This window comes from Polaromonas aquatica (genome assembly GCF_050626995.1).
GTDB lineage: Bacteria > Pseudomonadota > Gammaproteobacteria > Burkholderiales > Burkholderiaceae_C > Polaromonas > Polaromonas aquatica_A.
Genome location: NZ_CP192467.1, coordinates 1,688,380 through 1,704,574 on the forward strand (window position 1 = coordinate 1,688,380; position 16,195 = coordinate 1,704,574).

Consider the following 16,195-nt stretch of genomic DNA (forward strand, 5'->3'; position numbering starts at 1 on the left):
ATGCCTGTGACCCTTGATGAATGGGCGAAAACAGCTATTGAATTGATAGCGAATGAAGAGGCTTTAAAAACATCGGCTGTCATTTTTTCTCTCCGTTGGCGGAAAAACCGGGCTCGCCCGGACCGGGAACCGGCGGGCCATTGCCGAAAATCAGTGACTGCGGGTTGTCGTCTACCGCGTTGACTGTGCGGCGCAACTGGCGCATGGTGCGGGCTGTTTCGTCGGCCACTTCACTCAGCTTGGGCAGCGTGCCGGCGCTGAAGGTCTCCACGCCCGACGCCAGTGCGGCGCCGCCCTCGGACAGCTTGTCGAGCGGCCCGCCCTTTTCGTTGAGACGCGTGGCCGTCGCACTGACATCGTCGGCAGCCGTCCTGACGGATTTCAGCGCGGCCGCGGTGTCGCGCGACAAGCCCGGCAGGCTCGCCACGGTGGGCTCAAGGCCTTTGGCAACACGGTTGATGCCACTGGCCGCTTCGCCAAGTTGCGTGATGGCGGAAGTCACCGCCGCCTGGTTCTCGTCGGACAGCAGTTTGTTCAAACGCGTACTGGCTTCTTCGACCTGGTTGAAGATCACTTCGCTCTGCCTGAGCAGCTTCTCCAGTCCCCCCGGCTTGAGTGGAATACGCGGCGGGTCGTCATCGTTCACCACCAGCCGCTCGCTGGACTTTCCGTCGTCGTCGAGCTGGATGAAACCCAGGCCTGTGACGCCTTGCGAGGCGACGGTGGCGAAGGTCGACTTGGTAACCGGTGCGGTGCGGTCGATCGAGACACGGATCAGCACATTGCCCTTGACCTTGGTGTCAAACCCGATGACTTCCACCTTGCCCACCGGCACGCCGCGAAAACGCACTGCCGCCTGCGGCTGAAGGCCGGCAACGGTTTCGCTGGTGCTCATGTCATAGAGGTCGCGCTGGGTGTTGTCGCGCGTCAGCCAGATCGCCAACAGGGCCAGGAGGGCGGTCACCACCAGCACGAAAGCACCGGCGGCCATGGCATGGGCTTTGTTTTCCATAGTCAATACCTCTCTTCAAATTGAGGATGTGTGCTCATACGGTGAAAGGGTATTCGCGCAGCAGTTCCATGGCGCGCTGGCCCCTTTCACCGAGGAAAAATTCGTGAATGAACGGATGCGGAAATGCCACCACTTCCTTGGGAACGTCATTAATGATCACTTTTTGTTCAGCCAGCACGGCAATGCGCGTGCTGAGCTCAAACAGCGTGTCCAGGTCGTGCGTCACCATCACGACTGTGAGTTCCATGTCGCGGTGCAGCGAGCGCAGCAGCGCGACGAAGCTGTCCGAACTCTCCGGGTCCAGCCCTGCAGTAGGCTCGTCGAGCAGCAGCAGGGGCGGGTCCATGATGAGCGCGCGCGCCAGGGCCACGCGCTTGATCATCCCGCCCGAGAGGTCGCTGGGCATCTTGTCGGCGGCATCAGGCCCCAGGCCCACCATCTGCAGCTTGACCATGGCCGCCTCGTAGACCAGTGCGCGCGGCAGGGTTTTGAGTTCACGCAGCGGAAAGGCGATGTTCTCCAGAACGGTAAACGCCGAAAACAGCGCTCCCTGCTGGAACAGCATGCCCACGCGGCTGGCCGCGCCGCGCTTGCCGAGTTCGGCCGCCGGCCGTCCCAGCACGGTGATCTCACCCTGGGTGGGTTTTTCCAGGCCCAGCATCTGGCGCAAAAGCACCGTTTTCCCGGTGCCCGACCCGCCCACCAGCGACAGGACTTCGCCCCGCTCCACCGTCAGGTCCAGGTCCTTGTGCACCACGGCTTTCTTGTCACCGTTCTGGAACACGGTCCACAGTTTTTTGATGTCGACGATAGGTTCACTCATGGGAGAAGCACCCCAGAGACGATTCTGAGCCAGTGGAAGCAGGCCAGCATGAGCCGCGGAACTGGCTTTGCCAGGCCGCAGGCGGGCGGCTCCCGAGGGGGCTGGAGCCCGCGGCTCCAAGCCTGCCTGCGCAGGCTTGGACGGGCGACAGAGGCGAAGCGTCTCGCGAGCCGCGGCCTGCAAGGCCTCGCGACCCACACGAAGTGGGCGAGCGTGGGGGCCCCAGTCATATGCCCACACTCTTGAACAGGACGGCGAACAACGCATCGACCAGGATGACAACAGTGATTGAAGTCACTACCGATGCCGTCGTGCCCTGCCCCAGGCTTTCGGTGTTGGGCTTGACGCGCAGGCCATAGTGGCAGCCGACCAGCGCAATGAGCACGCCGAACACGACCGATTTGGCTGTGGCCAGCGTGAGATTCGCCACCTCCACTGCAGCCGGCAGTGAGTTGATGAAATAGGACGGCGTGACGTCCATGGAAATGTCCGCTGCCAGCATGCCGCCCAGCAGCGCGGCGATGGTGGTCCAGACGCTGATGAGCGGCATCACAACGGCCAGCGCCAATGCACGCGGCATCACCAGGCGAAACCCGCGCGCGATGCCCATGACGCGCATGGCATCGAGCTCCTCGGTGACCCGCATCACGCCGATTTGTGCGGTGATGGCCGAGCCGCTTCGCCCCGCAATCAAAATCGCGGCCAGCACCGGCCCGAGTTCGCGGATCAACGAGATGCCCAGAATATTGACGATGAAGGCGTCGGCGCCGAACTGGCGCAGCTGCTGCGAAATCAGGTAGGCCAACACCACGCCAATCAGGAAACCCACAAGCGCGGTGATGGGCAGTGCGGTGGCGCCGATGTGGAACAGGTGGCCCGACAGATCCCGCCAGGGGCCTTCCTGCGGATGCCTGACGAGCCGGAGGATATCGAGCAGCAGCTGGCCCACCAACCGGACCAGGCCCTTGAGGTGGTCGACCAGTCGGAGCACGCGGGTGCCCAGCAAGATGAAGGGCCCGGCCCAGTCGGGCTTGCGGGCTTTGGGCAGATCGGCGCTGAATTTGGCGACCGTTTCCAGCACCGCACGCTGGCTGGTGTGGGCCTGCAGCTGCGCCGGCCAGTTGCGGCCCCAATGGTTCCAGAGAACCTGTGCGCCCAGGTGGTCGAGTTTTTCAAGCTGTTCCAGGTTCCAGGCGGTGGATTTGGCTGTGTCGCTACGCAAAGCTTGCAGTTGCGCCGTCAGACCTTGCCAGATGTCCTGCGCAGTCAGATCGGCCGCCGTCCATGCACCGCGGACAACCAACAGCCTTCCTTGCGGCGTATCCTGCTGTTCGATGCGAGGCGTGGATTCTTCCATGTGCATTCGGTAATAAGCGTCCGGTGGTGCCCGGCACTGGCCGGCAGTTTGCAATGGCAGGGGAGGGCCTGATCGCAAAATTGTCATGGTAACTGCAGGAAACACAAATACACAGTCAAAAACCGCGCTATCGCCTTGGTCCTACAACCCTCTGCGACCTCATGCCGACAGGAAAGGCCAGCGGGTAATCCCCGCCGCAGGGGTGCGACGGTTTTTGCCACAATCGGGCCACCGCCCCGGTCAGCCTGGCGTTAGGCAGGGATGGCAGGATCTGGACAGCCGCGCAGTAACCCCGTCAACAAACCAGTTCAGTTCCCGGCGGCCCTTCAAGAACAAACGGCTGAAAAGCCAAGAGACAAATATCCCCATGCAAGACGACAGCCAGGTTTTTGACTACATCATCATCGGCGCCGGCACGGCAGGTTGCCTGATGGCCAACCGCCTGAGCGCCGACGCATCCAAACGTGTGCTGCTCATTGAAGCGGGCCGCAAGGACGACTACCACTGGATCCACATTCCGGTGGGCTACCTGCACTGCATCGGCAACCCACGCACTGACTGGCTCTACAACACCGAGCCGGACGCGGGCCTCAACGGGCGGGCACTGCGCTATCCGCGCGGCAAGACGTTGGGCGGCTGCTCCAGTATCAACGGCATGATCTACATGCGCGGACAGGCGCGCGACTACGACCAGTGGGCCCAGCTGACCGGCGACATGTCCTGGCGCTGGGACAACTCGCTGCCGCATTTCAAGCTCCATGAAGATCACCACAAAGGCGCCGACGCGATGCACGGCGCCCGCGGCACCGCACCCGAGCTGATGCAGGACAAAAGTCAGCCCTACCAGAAGCTGTTGCGCCACCATAACTCGGGCGGCGAATGGCGTGTCGAGAAACAGCGTCTTCGCTGGGACATCCTCGATGCGTTTGCCGAAGCGGCGCAACAGGCCGGGATCCCGGCAACCGCCGACTTCAACCGGGGCGACAACGAAGGTGTGGGTTACTTCGAGGTCAACCAGAAAAAAGGCTGGCGCTGGAACACCGCCAAAGCTTTTTTACGGCCTGCCTGTTATGCCCGGCCCAATTTCGAGTTGTGGAACAACGCCCAGGTCTGCAAGCTGGTGATCGAACCGCAGGCCGACGGCAGCCAGCGCTGCACCGGCGTGGAGGTATGGGCAGGCGACGAACGCATCACGGCGCACTCAACGCGTGACTCGGGGCACATGGGGGAAGTCATTCTTTGCGCAGGCAGCATCGGCTCACCGCAAATCCTGCAGTTGTCGGGCATTGGCCCGGCCGCCCTGCTGCAAAAGCACGGCATCCCGGTGCTGCAAGACCTGCCCGGCGTAGGCGCTAACCTGCAGGACCATTTGCAGATCCGCTCGGTTTACAAGGTGCACGGCGACAAGCGCTGGGGTCTGTCGCTCAATACCATGGCCAACACGCTCTGGGGCAAGGCCCGTATCGGCCTGGAGTACGCGTTGAAGCAGACCGGGCCCATGAGCATGGCACCGTCGCAGCTGGGCGCCTTCACGCGCTCGTCACCCGACCAGCCCTACCCCAACATTGAATACCACGTGCAGCCGCTGTCCCTCGAAGCTTTCGGCGAGCCGCTGCACGGCTTCAATGCCTTCACTGCCAGCGTGTGCAACCTCAACCCGACCAGCCGCGGCACGGTGCACATCAAGAGCGGCCGCTTTGAGGACGCGCCGGCGATTTCACCCAACTACCTGAGCACAGCCGAAGACCGGAAGGTGGCGGCGGATTCCCTGCGGGTCACCCGAAAAATCGTCAGCCAGGATGCGTTGGCCAAGTATCGGCCCGAAGAATTCAAGCCCGGTGTGCAGTTCCAGACCGATGAAGAGCTTGCGCGGCTGGCCGGCGACATCGCCACCACCATCTTCCACCCTGTGGGCACCACCAAGATGGGCAAGGAAGACGACCCCATGGCGGTCGTGGATTCGCACCTTCGGGTGCGCGGCATTCGCGGCCTGCGCGTGGTGGATGCCGGGGTGATGCCACTGATCACCAGCGGCAACACCAATTCACCCACGTTGATGATCTCGGAGAAGGCCGCGGCCTGGATTCAGGCCGGCGTCTGAAGCACCTCACGGGACGAGCATCCTGGTTCTCGGTCCCGACTGGTTTTGTGTCTTGTATTTGCGGTTCGGACGGCGTACCTGCTGAAGCGGCACGGAAGCATCCGGCCGCAGCACGCATTCAAAGATAGATTTTTTGCAAAAGACGCACCAGCGTCTTTTTTTCCGCAGCGCTCAGGCGCTTGGTGGCATCGGACTCAAGGCCGGTGGCGGTACGCTCCGCCTCCCGCATCAAGGCCTCGCCCGCCTCGGTGAGGTACAGGCCCACAGCACGGCCATCCTGGGGGTGCGGCTTGCGGTGAACGAGCTCGCGCTTCTCCAGTGTGCCGATTTTCCCGACCAAGTTGGGCGGCAATATGCTCAGCGCGCTGCACAGCTGGCGTGAGGTGATGCCCGGGTTGTGCGTGATCAGCGACAGGATGGAAAAATCCACATGCCGCAGGTCGTACACCCCCATGCGTTTTGTAAACAGCTCGATGACCTTGAGCGAAGCACGTGTGGCGTTATAGCCAATCAGGGTTTCAAGGTAGGAGGTATCGACTTCTTCAACAGCGGGCGCTGGTTTGGGGGACGCTGGCATAGGTGATCAGGGAGCTTTCGTCATCGGGCAATACTGACCGCCGCACGGCATGCGACCAGTCGAGCCCTGATTATGCCAATGGGCACGCACAGCCGCAGCGCACGGTACCCACCGGCTCCAGCCATTCAACGGAAGCTCCCCGCGGATCAGGACTCAGCGGTAAAGCCGATTTTCTTGATCAGCGGTCCCCAGCGTTCGAGCTCGCGTTTCTGGCTGGTCGCCATGTCGTCTGCCGAGCCGCCATAGGGAATCAATCCCACCACCGTCAACGATTCGATGACGGACTTGTCCTTGATGGCCGCGTTGATGGCCGCATTGGCGGCAGCTACCACGGCGGCCGGTGTTTTAGCGGGAGCGCAAAAGCCGAACCATTCCTCGACGGTCAGGTCGGCAAAGCCCTGTTCGGCGAAGGTTGGTACTTCCGGCACAAAGGGCGAGCGCTGTTTTCCGGACGTCGCCAGAATGCGCAGCTTGCCCGCCTTGTGGTTGGGAATGAAGTCGCCGTGCGGCGTGACCATGGCTGCAAGCTGGCCGCCCACCACATCGGTCACGCCAGGCACCGAACCGCGGTAAGGCACATGTTTGAGCTCCACCTGGTTGTTCAGGCCCAGCAAGGCGCCGATGAAGTGCGGCGTGGACCCCGCGGCGGGTGAGCCATAACTCGCATCCTTTGGGTTAGCCCTCGCCCACGCCAGGAAGTCCTGAACCGTCTTGACCGAAGCAGGTACCAGCGGCCCCACTGCCAGCCCATGGTGAATCATGGACGCGGTGCCCACCGACACAAAGTCGGCGAACGGGTCATAGGCCAGCTTTTTGTAGATGTGGGGGTAGAGGGACATGCAGGAAAACGGCGTCATGGCAATGACGGAGCCGTCCGTGGGGGCCATCTTCAGCGTCTCCAGCGCGATGCGGCCGCCGGCGCCAGCCTTGGTTTCCACGATGGCGTTGTTTTTGGAATAGGCCGTACCGCCCATCTTGTCGCCGACGCGGCGCGCGCAGATGTCGCCCGCGCTGCCGGCGGGAAATCCGTAGATGATCTTCACCTGCTCCAGCGGGCTTGCATGGGCAGAGAACGGGGCGAAGCCAGCGGCTGCGGTGAGCGTTGCGGCTGCCTGCACAAAATGACGGCGTGTTTGCATGAAATGTCTCCTTTTTTAATGGTGTCTAACGGTCAAAAAAACAAAACCTAAATCTGACAGACGGAAACAAAATGATCCAGTCCGACCGAAGCGTTCAGCTACACAGAATTCGAATGTCTTCTGGCACGGCAATGGCCTTGATGCGATCGGGATTCTCCGGACGGCGGATGCAGAAGGCGCGCGTTTCACGCCCCTCGCAAATCAGGTCGTCACCGCGTTTGATCACGTGCTTCTGGATGAATACCTTGTCGCGCCATTCCTCCACGCTGGTGTGGATCTGCAGCGTCTCGCCGTAGACGGCAGGCTGGTTGAACCGGGTATTGATTTCCAGCAGCGGCGTGCCGATGATGCCGGTGGTCTTGACAAGCTCACGCCAGGTCGGCACGCCGCACTTGACAAAGAAGTTCAACGACGAGGCGTCCATCCACCGCGAGAAATTGGGGAAGAACACGATCCCCGCAGGGTCGCAATCGCCAAACGCAACGCAAACTTCATAAACAATGGTCTTGCTCATGCCTCTTACCTCGGCGCCATGCGCAATGCGCCATCCAGCCGGATGACCTCGCCGTTGAGATGGTCGTTGGCCACGATGTGCGCGGCCAGCTGGGCAAACTCTTCAGGCTTGCCCAGGCGCGGGGGAAACGGAATGCTGGCGGCCAGCGAGGCCTGCACCGCTTCAGGCAACTGCTGCATCAGCGGCGTGGCGAAGAGGCCGGGCGCGACTGTGCAGACGCGGATGCCGTGCTGCGCCAGGTCGCGCGCCATCGGCAGTGTCATGCCGACCAGACCTCCCTTGGATGCGCTGTAAGCCTGTTGGCCCACCTGGCCGTCAAATGCCGCCACCGAGGCGGTGAACATCATGACACCGCGCTGCCCGTCTTCGAGCGGGGGAAGCTTGGCACAGGCGGCCGCGAACAGGCGGCTGGCGTTGTAGGTGCCCACCAGGTTGATGGTGACGACCTTGGCAAAGTCCTCGAGCGGCGCAGGGCTGCCATCTTTGGCCACCACGCGCTTGGCCGAGCCGATGCCGGCAATGTTCATCAGGATGCGCGCCGGGCCATGCGCGGCGGCGGCTTTCTCAAGCGCGGCCGCCAGGCTGGCGCTGTCGGTGATGTCGCACTGGCATGCCACTGCGGCACCGGGCCCGTGCGTGGCGCAAATGTCGGCCGCGACTTTTTCTGCGCCGGCGAGATTCACGTCCAGCACCGCAACCCGGGCGCCCAGGCGTGCCAGCTCACGGGCAGTGGCTTCGCCCAGCCCTGAGCCGCCTCCCGTCACCAGCGCCGCAAGTCCTTCAATCTTCATGCCTTGTCTCCAGGTCGATTGCTATTATTTTTATAGCTGCTTGGGCTTGTTATTCCTCGCCACAGCCATTATTTGCTCAAGAAACTTCGCCACCTTCAGGGTTTTCAAGCAGCAGGGCAATGCCCTGCCCGCCGCCCACACACGCGGATGCAATGCCGTAACGCACACCCGCCCGCTGCATTTCACGCGCGACGGTGATCGTCAGGCGGACACCGGTCACTGCCAGAGGGTGGCCCATCGCTATGGCACCGCCATTGACGTTGAGCTTGCGCAGGTCCAGGTTCAATTCGCGGGCCACCGCCAGCGTTTGCGCGCCCTGGGCTTCGTTGATCTCGAGGCGGCCGATCTGGTCCAGCGTCAGGCCGCAACGCGCCAGCAGCAGACGGATTGCCGGCGCGGGACCTATGCCCATGATTTCGGGCGGCACACCCACCACCGCGGCGGCCACGACGCGTGCCAGCGGTTTTTTTCCATGCGCCTTCACATACTCGCCCGAGGCCACCACGGCGGCCGCGGCGGCGTCCACCAGCGCTGCGCTGTTGCCGCCGGTCTGTACACCGCCGGCGTGAACCACCCGAAGTTTGGCCAGTACCTCGACAGGAGACAAACGAGCGTGAGTGTCCTGTGCGACTTCCGTGACTTTGCCTTGCAGGCGTATGCTGCGCGAGGCATAGCCTGCCAGTTCAAATTCTTCAGTGATCACCGGCACTATTTCACCGGCGTGGAAACCCGCCTCCCGGGCCGCCACGGCTTTGGCGAATGAGCTGGAAGCAAATTCATCGACGGCCTCCCGCGTGATGCCGTATTTCTTCGCCAGGTTTTCCGCGGTCTGAATCATGTCGATGCCCGCGGCGGAGTCCTTGAGAGCCTCCCACATGAAGTCCTTGAAGCCGACCGGTGCGCCCAGTTTGAAGCCGGTGCGATGTTCAAAGGCCGCGATCGGGTTACGCGTCATGCTCTCGGCACCGACCACCAGCGCCACGCTGGCCGCACCGCTCCGGATTTGCTCGCCAGCCTGGCGGAACAATTCAAAACCGGTGCCACAGATGCGCTGCACCATGATGGCCGGCACCTCCACAGGCACCCCCGCATACAGACCGATATGACGTGGCAACATGAACTGTTCGAAATCGCCCGGAGCCATGTTGCCGGCCAGCACCGAATCGATATCGCTGCCGCTGACACCGGACCGCTGGAGCACGGCGCGCGCGGCCTTGATGCCGAGGTCGGTGGGCGATATATGGCCAATGGCGCCGCAGTAGTCGACCATGGGCGTGCGGATGCCGTCGAGCATCCAGACGTCTTCGAAAGCGGAGAAAAATCCTTTGGGTTGCATGATGCCTGTGCGTTGGATGTATGTTCGGAGTGCGTAAAGTTTCAGGGTACGGCGGGTTTGACGATGGGATGCGCTGAGTCATCGTGCAGGGCAGCCACCAGGGCTGCGCGGTGCGTCAGCACAGCGCGCTGGTTGATGGAACCCTTGTCGGTGACCTCGCCCTTCTCGAAAGAAGGCGGCTCGTGCATCAGGCACATGCGCCGGATACAGCTTGCGCTGCCGGTCGCGCCTTGCGCGAGCTTGTTGATCACATCCTGGAAATGCGCCACCACCTGCGGGCTTTCAACGGCCTGGCGCAGCGGCGCGTCGGGCGGCAGTCCGGCCAGCGTGCGCACGGCAGGCGTCGGGAACACCAGCGCCCCCACCTCCTTGAGGTTGATGCCCGTCAGCACCACATCCTGCACATAAGGCGCTCCCGCAGCGACGACCTTTGCGCGCAATGGTCCTACGCTGACAAACGTGCCCGTGGCCAGCTTGAAGTCTTCTGCGATGCGCCCGTCGAATTTGAGACCGAGGTGGATGTTTTCATCGTCAATCCACTTGACGGCATCACCAGTGCAGAAGAAGCCTTCTTCATCGAACGCCCCTGCCGTCTCCTGGGGAGCGCGCCAATAGCCGGGCGAGACGTTGGGACCCTTGTAGCGCACCTCGGTTTTGCCGCCGGCATCCACCAGCTTGAGCTCCATGCCGGGAGTGGGTATACCGAGGTCGCCCGTTTTTACGTTGGGGTTGGTGATGAAGATGGCAAACGGCGCGGACTCGGTCATGCCCAGGCCGGTCGCCATGACGATGCGCTCGCCGACCTCTTTTTCTTCGGATTCGTACAGGCTGTCCCACACAGCCTGCGCCAACGCAGCGCCGGCATAGAAGAACATCCTTACACGCGACAGGAGGTTGCGCCGCAGCTCCGCATCCACTTTCATGGCGTTTGCAATGGCTTCGAAACCCGTCGGCACATTGAAGTACACCGTGGGTGCAATCTCCCGGAGGTTGCGCAGGGTCTCATGCATCAGCGCCGGGGTGGGTTTTCCGTCGTCGATGTAGAGCGTTCCGCCATGGAACACCACCATACCGAAATTGTGGTTTCCGCCAAACGTATGGTTCCAGGGCAACCAGTCGACCAGCACCGGCGGCTCCTCCTGCAGCACCGGCATGGATTGCGCCATTTGCTGCTGGTTGGCGCAGCACATGCGCTGGGTGTTGATCACCGCCTTGGGCATTTTGGTGGAGCCGCTGGTGAACAGGAATTTCACAATGGTGTCTGGCCCGGTCGCCTGCATGGCGCGGTCAACGGCGTCAGTGGCCGGGGTCGCTGAAAGGTCATCAAACGTTGTGGTGGCACGCCCTTCAATTTGCCCTGTGGTCAGTACGACCTCAACGTCTGTGCCGACCGCCGCGGTGATGGCCTTGCCGTAGCGTGCGGCATCGGCGGCAAACACCATGCCCGGCGTCACGGTTTTGAGCACATGGCGCAGTTTGTCATAGTCCTGGCTGACAAGGCTATAAGGCGGCGAAGCCGGCACATAAGGCACACCGGCCAGCATGCAACCCAAGGCCAGCACCGCATGCTCCAGGTCGTTTTCCGACAGGATCACCACGGGGCGCTCAACACTCAGCCCGCGGTTGATCAGCCCTTGCGCGATATTGCGGGCCAACACCCAGGCCTGGGCATAGGTCACATGGCGCCAGTCACCTGTCGTTCCGTCGTCGAGCTTTTTGCGCTTCGCCATGAAGGTGCGTTCGGGGGTGGTCTGCGCCCAGTGCTGCAGGCGGCCAGTGAGGCGGACCGGGTAGTCCTGCAAGGGCTGTTCCGCGCGCAGATAGCGCACACCCGGCACGCCATCGCGCACAACGGCTCGGGTCACGCCAAAGGTCAGGGGGCGGAATTGGGGGGCGCTCATGGTTGTCTCTTCTGTCTCTTTTTATGCTGTCTTATGGATTGGCTGCCCGGTCTGATCAGGTCTTCTTGACCTTGCTGGCCTTGCCGTCCAGAAAGTCTTTCACGCGGCTCTTGGCCTCAGGTGCGCTTTGTGCCACCGCCGCCATCAGGGCCTCGGTGAAAAAGCCCTGGTCGGCCGGCTGCTCGGCGATGCGCGGCAGCGCATGCATCAGGGCGTAATTGGTCAGGGGTGCGTTTTCCGCCACGCGGCTTGCCAGCTCAAGCGCCTTGTCAAAAGCCTGCCCTTGCGGCACCAGGTATTGAGAAAGGCCAATGCGCTCGCCTTCCTCGGCGTTGTAGACCCGGCCGGTCAGCATCATGTCGGTCATACGTGCGGCGCCAATCAGCCGCGGAATGCGCACCGCGCCGCCGCCGCCGACAAAGATGCCTCGCGAGCCCTCGGGCAATGCATAGAAGGCACTCCCGTCCGCGACCCGGATGTGGCAGGCGCTGGCCAGTTCCAGGCCGCCGCCCACCACCGCACCGTGCAGGGCCGCAATCACGGGCACCAAGCCGAACTGCACCCGCTCCAGCGCGGCGTGCCACATGCGCGAGTGATGCAAGCCCTGGCCAGCGTCACGCTCCTTAAGCTCGCTGAGGTCAAGCCCCGCGCAAAAGTGGTCGCCTTCGCCGCAAAGCACGGCGGCTTTGGCATCGGCCGGAAGATTTTCGAACTGGTTCCGCAAAGCAAGTATCAGGGCGTCGCCCAGAGCGTTGCGTTTGGCAGGACGGGCCAGGCGGATTACGGCGACATTGCCGCGCATTTCGAGATGAAGGTATTTTTGGGTCATGTGAAGTCGATTTCTGGAAGTCAATTATGGTTATTAACCATAACTAATACAACGAGTGAAAACACTTTTCTTTGTAGTAAAAACCCTAGGGGATCACCTGTCGCCTGGCGACGCCCACTTTAACGGGATGGTGGTTCGCGCAACCGAACGGTATCCATGATGATCTCCAGGCAATGGGGAAGATCAGGCTGAGGGAGCGCAGTGGCGCCGGGCGAATCGCGCGGGAATCGCGTGGAAGTCGCGTGAGTATGAGGCTGACGCCCCGGCGGCGTGCTGGTGGTTTGGCGCCGGGGCTTTGTGCGCTACCGGACGGTGGTAACAGCCAGGCCGCCCGGAGCGGGCCTGCTGTCACGCGCACGAGGCGGGGAGCCCCGGCGGCTCACCCTAGAGGCTGAGCCACTTCAGCAGATCGCGCATGCGTGCTTCAGAAGTGGTGTCGAATTTGTCAACGCCGATCCGCTTGAGCACATCTTTGCCGGCCTCACTCTCGGGCAACAGCAATAGCTCCTGCTGGATGGCCTTGAGCTGCTCAGGCTTGATGCGTTTGTGGGCGACCAGCGGGAAGTAGGGCTGCGGCACGCTCTTGTGAAGGATGCGGCCGCCTTCTTTTTCCCATTTCTTGCCGATGCCTGAATAGGAAGCCACACCGCCGACATCCGCGAATTTATTGTCGATGTAAAAACCGACCGCCGCCTGCTCGCGCACGAACTGGACATTTTCCTTTTCCACCAGGATGCCTTTGTCCCTGAGCTCCGCGGCGCAAAACCGGGACATGTAGGCGATTTGCTCCGGCAGGGCAATCCGTTTGCCCTTGACCTCATTGATGGTCTTCAGTTCGGACCCCTTGGGCACGATGACAAAACATTGCCCATCCGGTTTGGTGCTGGCGATGTAGCTGTAGCCGTAGTCCCGCATGCCGCGCGCCGGGTAGTCGCTGGGCCGGGCCATCACCAGGTCGAAGCGGCCCGTCTGCATGCCTTCTTCAAGCTGCTTGAACTCACGCGCAAATACCAGGTTGACCTTGGTCTTCACGGCCTTGCCGATGACCTCGGCCAATCCCTGGTATTTGGCAACGACCTGGGCATGGTCCAAGCCACCCGATGTGCCTTCGCTGATACCCAGTATCAACGGCTGAGCCTCAGCATTCGCTGCGCCCGCATACAAGAGCTGGCTCAACCCCAGAGCCACCAACATCAAACTCCGCCTCATAAGTCCCTCCTTATATAAAGAACGCCATGCTAGCGGCGGCCCTTGTAGATGGCCAGCCGTAATTTGCTACTTCTTGTTACGTGAAACTATGTTTTCCAACAATAGTTACAGCTCGCGGCCGGCCTGCAGGCGCCTGAGCCGTCCAGGAAAATCCTGGGGGAGCTAGCGCAGGCCTTTGACGTAACGCGGCGCATCCGGATCGCGGTACTTGCGTTCCCGGGGCGACTCATCTTCACCAAAGAAGGTGCCGAATGTTGACTCGATGAACCCCGACTCGGGGTAGACCTCTTCTTCGGTATCCACCGACCGCGCGCTCTGGCGGTCTGTCGTCGGGGCCGGGGTCACCGCCGGCATTGCGCGTTCTTTTACCGCGTCAGCCACCATCTTCACCAGCGGGACGCGCGGTTGGGTTTCGGGAACCGCCATGATTTCCTCCAGGCGGTCGGCCCATACGGCCAGGTCCACATGGCCCTCCTCGGCCGCCTTCTCCCGTGCAAAGCGGGCAATTGCTGCAGCGTATTCAGGATTGCCCGCCATCCATTCGGTGTCGGTCACGCGCCCGGTCTTGCGGCGCAACAACACGTGCAGGTGGGCGGCAACGGCGATTTTTTCGTTGGAAGGCATTTGGGTACTGTCTTTCAAAGGCTAGGTGCCAAGGCGTTCAGCGTGCTGCGTGATGTCCAGGCCATCGCTTTCAGAACCTTCACTGACACGCAGGCTGACAATCAATGAAGTGACCCACAAGGCGAGCGCGGTCATGAACAGGCTGTAAAACATGACTGAGCCGGCCCCGATGGCTTGCGTCAGCAGGTTGCCTTCCACGCCTGAAATGGCCTTGCTGGCAAATACGCCGGTCAGGAGGGAGCCGACGATGCCGCCCACGCCATGCACGCCGAACACATCCAGCGAATCGTCGGCATTGAGCAGGCGTTTGAGCCCGGTAGCGCCCCAATAGCACGCGACACCGGCCACCACCCCAAATACCAGGGCCGAGCGCGGCGAGACAAAACCCGCCGCCGGCGTGATGGCGACCAGGCCTGCCACCAGCCCCGAGCACAGGCCGAGCAGCGAAGGCCGGCCACGGACAACCCACTCTGCAACCATCCACGACAGCGCACCGGCGGCAGCCGCGATATGCGTAACCGCCATGGCCAGGCCGGCTCGCCCATCGGAAGCCACGGCAGAGCCCGCGTTGAAGCCAAACCAGCCCACCCACAGCATGCCGGCACCGGCCATGGTGAGCCCCAGGTTGAAAGGTGTGAAGGGCTCACGGCCGTAGCCGCGGCGCGGGCCGAGCGCGTAGGCGCAAACCAAACCGGCAACGCCGGCGTTGATATGCACCACCGAGCCGCCCGCAAAATCCAGCGCGCCCATGCGGGCCAGCCAGCCGTTGGGCTCCCAGACCCAGTGGGCGATGGGGGCATACACGATGACCGTCCACAGCGAGATGAACACCAGCACGGCTGAAAACCGCATGCGCTCCACAAACGAGCCCACCACCAGCGCCGCCGTAATGATGGCGAACGTCAGCTGGAACATGGAGTAGACCGACTCCGGGATGTTGGGCGCGATGTGGCTCACGGCGACTTTTCCGCCTTCTTTCACATAGTCGAGCCCGGTGAACCACAGCCTTTCGGGGCCGCCCAGGTAATGGCCGAGCGCGCCGGAGCCGGGCGTAAAGGCGATGGAGTAGCCAACGGCGAACCATAGCAGGCTCACGACTGCGCAGATGGCCACGACGCAGGCCATGACATTGAGGACGCTTTTCTTGCGCACCATGCCGCCGTAGAAAAGTGCGATGCCGGGCAAAGTCATGAGCAGAACCAGTGCGGTGGAGGTCATCATCCAGGCCGTGTCCGCACCATTGAGGGTCTCTGCACCGACCAGGCCCGGCTGGGTCAATGGGGCAGGTGCCGGGGCAGGTGCAGCAGGTGGGGACGCAGGGACGGCGGCCGGGGCGGCGGGTGCGGGCAGTGCGGCCAGCGGCTGCACGGAAGAAGCCTCGGGGCCGCTGGCCGCCATGGCTGGCGGGGCGGCGGAGGTGGGTGGGACCGTGGCCTGTGCCAGGACTTGCTGGCATGCCAGGGCCATCCATACAGACATAACCAACGCCAGAAACTTATTCACATGCATACGGTGCCCACCTGTTCAGTCAACTAAACAACTGGTAACAAGAGGCATAACTCGTGCCAATGCCGCATTAGCCCTCGTGATGCAAATATGTAGCGCAAAAGTGCGCAGGCGGATCCGGCGCAGCGCCCCGAAAAGGGCCTTCAGAACCGGCGGAACCTATAACCCAAGGGGCGGGAAACCCCCAATGCACTAGGACAGTGCGCCAGCTATATTGGGCGACTTGCTGACGAGCCTAGCTGCTCGCAACGCGAGGAGCCGAGGAGACACGAGAGAGCCATTAATAAGTACACAAGCAAACCGGCATTCCACAAGAGATGCGGATTTGCAAAAAGCGCTGGTAACCCCAGCGCTTTTTTTATGCCTGCGCTTTTATGACTCAATGGCGCGGGCCCTCTTGATGCACTGCATTGGCTCCTGTCGGCATTTCGCTATTGATTTCATAGCTAGTACCGCATGTTAATCAAGGGCTGCAG

Annotated in this window: 14 protein-coding genes; 1 reads left to right on the plus strand and 13 read right to left on the minus strand. The window is 62.2% G+C overall.

Going from position 1 to position 16,195, the window contains the following annotated elements; translation table 11 throughout:
- Positions 1-79: 79 nt before the first annotated feature.
- The 3 genes from ACQ4MS_RS08115 to ACQ4MS_RS08125 form a co-directional block, all read right to left on the minus strand.
- The gene (locus ACQ4MS_RS08115) at positions 80-1,012 is read right to left on the minus strand and encodes an MlaD family protein (RefSeq protein ID WP_431098939.1); all 933 of its coding nucleotides are present in this window, start codon (positions 1,010-1,012) and stop codon (positions 80-82) included.
- Positions 1,013-1,046: 34 nt separating this feature from the next.
- Positions 1,047-1,835, minus strand: coding sequence for an ABC transporter ATP-binding protein (locus tag ACQ4MS_RS08120; protein WP_431098941.1), 789 nt, complete (start codon positions 1,833-1,835; stop codon positions 1,047-1,049).
- 226 nt (positions 1,836-2,061) lie between these two features.
- Positions 2,062-3,192: an MlaE family ABC transporter permease gene (locus tag ACQ4MS_RS08125; protein WP_431098943.1), complete on the minus strand. Its 1,131-nt coding sequence runs from the start codon at positions 3,190-3,192 to the stop codon at positions 2,062-2,064.
- Between the two features lie 367 nt (positions 3,193-3,559).
- Between ACQ4MS_RS08125 and ACQ4MS_RS08130 the strand changes: the two genes are divergently transcribed.
- A complete protein-coding gene (locus ACQ4MS_RS08130) occupies positions 3,560-5,293 on the plus strand; it encodes a GMC family oxidoreductase (RefSeq protein WP_431098944.1) in 1,734 nt (577 codons plus the stop codon).
- Positions 5,294-5,411: 118 nt separating this feature from the next.
- Here ACQ4MS_RS08130 and ACQ4MS_RS08135 read toward each other — a convergent pair whose 3' ends face one another.
- The 10 genes from ACQ4MS_RS08135 to ACQ4MS_RS08180 all read right to left on the minus strand — a co-directional run bounded on the left by ACQ4MS_RS08135 (position 5,412) and on the right by ACQ4MS_RS08180 (position 15,692).
- The gene (locus tag ACQ4MS_RS08135) at positions 5,412-5,870 is read right to left on the minus strand and encodes a MarR family winged helix-turn-helix transcriptional regulator (RefSeq protein WP_431098945.1); all 459 of its coding nucleotides are present in this window, start codon (positions 5,868-5,870) and stop codon (positions 5,412-5,414) included.
- 146 nt (positions 5,871-6,016) lie between these two features.
- Positions 6,017-7,009 (minus strand): Bug family tripartite tricarboxylate transporter substrate binding protein, encoded by a 993-nt coding sequence (locus ACQ4MS_RS08140; RefSeq protein ID WP_431098946.1) that lies wholly within the window; start codon positions 7,007-7,009, stop codon positions 6,017-6,019.
- A gap of 94 nt (positions 7,010-7,103) precedes the next feature.
- On the minus strand, positions 7,104-7,523 hold the full coding sequence (locus tag ACQ4MS_RS08145; RefSeq protein ID WP_431098947.1) for an acyl-CoA thioesterase: 420 nt from the start codon (positions 7,521-7,523) through the stop codon (positions 7,104-7,106).
- Between the two features lie 5 nt (positions 7,524-7,528).
- Positions 7,529-8,314: an SDR family NAD(P)-dependent oxidoreductase gene (locus tag ACQ4MS_RS08150; protein WP_431098948.1), complete on the minus strand. Its 786-nt coding sequence runs from the start codon at positions 8,312-8,314 to the stop codon at positions 7,529-7,531.
- A gap of 76 nt (positions 8,315-8,390) precedes the next feature.
- Positions 8,391-9,650 (minus strand): thiolase family protein, encoded by a 1,260-nt coding sequence (locus ACQ4MS_RS08155; protein ID WP_431098949.1) that lies wholly within the window; start codon positions 9,648-9,650, stop codon positions 8,391-8,393.
- A 41-nt stretch (positions 9,651-9,691) separates the two neighbouring features.
- Positions 9,692-11,551 carry a feruloyl-CoA synthase gene (locus ACQ4MS_RS08160; RefSeq protein WP_431098950.1) on the minus strand — a complete coding sequence of 620 codons (1,860 nt, stop codon included), beginning with the start codon at positions 11,549-11,551 and terminating at the stop codon, positions 9,692-9,694.
- 55 nt (positions 11,552-11,606) lie between these two features.
- Entirely contained in the window at positions 11,607-12,380 is a 774-nt protein-coding gene (locus ACQ4MS_RS08165) for a crotonase/enoyl-CoA hydratase family protein (protein ID WP_431098951.1), read from the minus strand.
- Positions 12,381-12,764: 384 nt separating this feature from the next.
- Complete coding sequence (locus tag ACQ4MS_RS08170; protein WP_431098952.1) at positions 12,765-13,589, minus strand: phosphate/phosphite/phosphonate ABC transporter substrate-binding protein; 825 nt, start codon at positions 13,587-13,589, stop codon at positions 12,765-12,767.
- A gap of 162 nt (positions 13,590-13,751) precedes the next feature.
- Positions 13,752-14,213 (minus strand): hypothetical protein, encoded by a 462-nt coding sequence (locus ACQ4MS_RS08175; protein WP_431098953.1) that lies wholly within the window; start codon positions 14,211-14,213, stop codon positions 13,752-13,754.
- A 21-nt stretch (positions 14,214-14,234) separates the two neighbouring features.
- Positions 14,235-15,692, minus strand: coding sequence for an ammonium transporter (locus tag ACQ4MS_RS08180; RefSeq protein ID WP_431098954.1), 1,458 nt, complete (start codon positions 15,690-15,692; stop codon positions 14,235-14,237).
- Positions 15,693-16,195 lie beyond the last annotated feature (503 nt).

Bases quoted from the DNA above. Each gene is read 5' to 3' on its own strand.
- ACQ4MS_RS08115 (WP_431098939.1), bottom strand. From the start codon at position 1,012: ATGGAAAACAAAGCCCATGCCATGGCCGCCGGTGCTTTCGTGCTGGTG.
- ACQ4MS_RS08120 (WP_431098941.1), bottom strand. From the start codon at position 1,835: ATGAGTGAACCTATCGTCGACATCAAAAAACTGTGGACCGTGTTCCAG.
- ACQ4MS_RS08125 (WP_431098943.1), bottom strand. From the start codon at position 3,192: ATGGAAGAATCCACGCCTCGCATCGAACAGCAGGATACGCCGCAAGGA.
- ACQ4MS_RS08130 (WP_431098944.1), top strand. From the start codon at position 3,560: ATGCAAGACGACAGCCAGGTTTTTGACTACATCATCATCGGCGCCGGC.
- ACQ4MS_RS08135 (WP_431098945.1), bottom strand. From the start codon at position 5,870: ATGCCAGCGTCCCCCAAACCAGCGCCCGCTGTTGAAGAAGTCGATACC.
- ACQ4MS_RS08140 (WP_431098946.1), bottom strand. From the start codon at position 7,009: ATGCAAACACGCCGTCATTTTGTGCAGGCAGCCGCAACGCTCACCGCA.
- ACQ4MS_RS08145 (WP_431098947.1), bottom strand. From the start codon at position 7,523: ATGAGCAAGACCATTGTTTATGAAGTTTGCGTTGCGTTTGGCGATTGC.
- ACQ4MS_RS08150 (WP_431098948.1), bottom strand. From the start codon at position 8,314: ATGAAGATTGAAGGACTTGCGGCGCTGGTGACGGGAGGCGGCTCAGGG.
- ACQ4MS_RS08155 (WP_431098949.1), bottom strand. From the start codon at position 9,650: ATGCAACCCAAAGGATTTTTCTCCGCTTTCGAAGACGTCTGGATGCTC.
- ACQ4MS_RS08160 (WP_431098950.1), bottom strand. From the start codon at position 11,551: ATGAGCGCCCCCCAATTCCGCCCCCTGACCTTTGGCGTGACCCGAGCC.
- ACQ4MS_RS08165 (WP_431098951.1), bottom strand. From the start codon at position 12,380: ATGACCCAAAAATACCTTCATCTCGAAATGCGCGGCAATGTCGCCGTA.
- ACQ4MS_RS08170 (WP_431098952.1), bottom strand. From the start codon at position 13,589: ATGAGGCGGAGTTTGATGTTGGTGGCTCTGGGGTTGAGCCAGCTCTTG.
- ACQ4MS_RS08175 (WP_431098953.1), bottom strand. From the start codon at position 14,213: ATGCCTTCCAACGAAAAAATCGCCGTTGCCGCCCACCTGCACGTGTTG.
- ACQ4MS_RS08180 (WP_431098954.1), bottom strand. From the start codon at position 15,692: ATGTCTGTATGGATGGCCCTGGCATGCCAGCAAGTCCTGGCACAGGCC.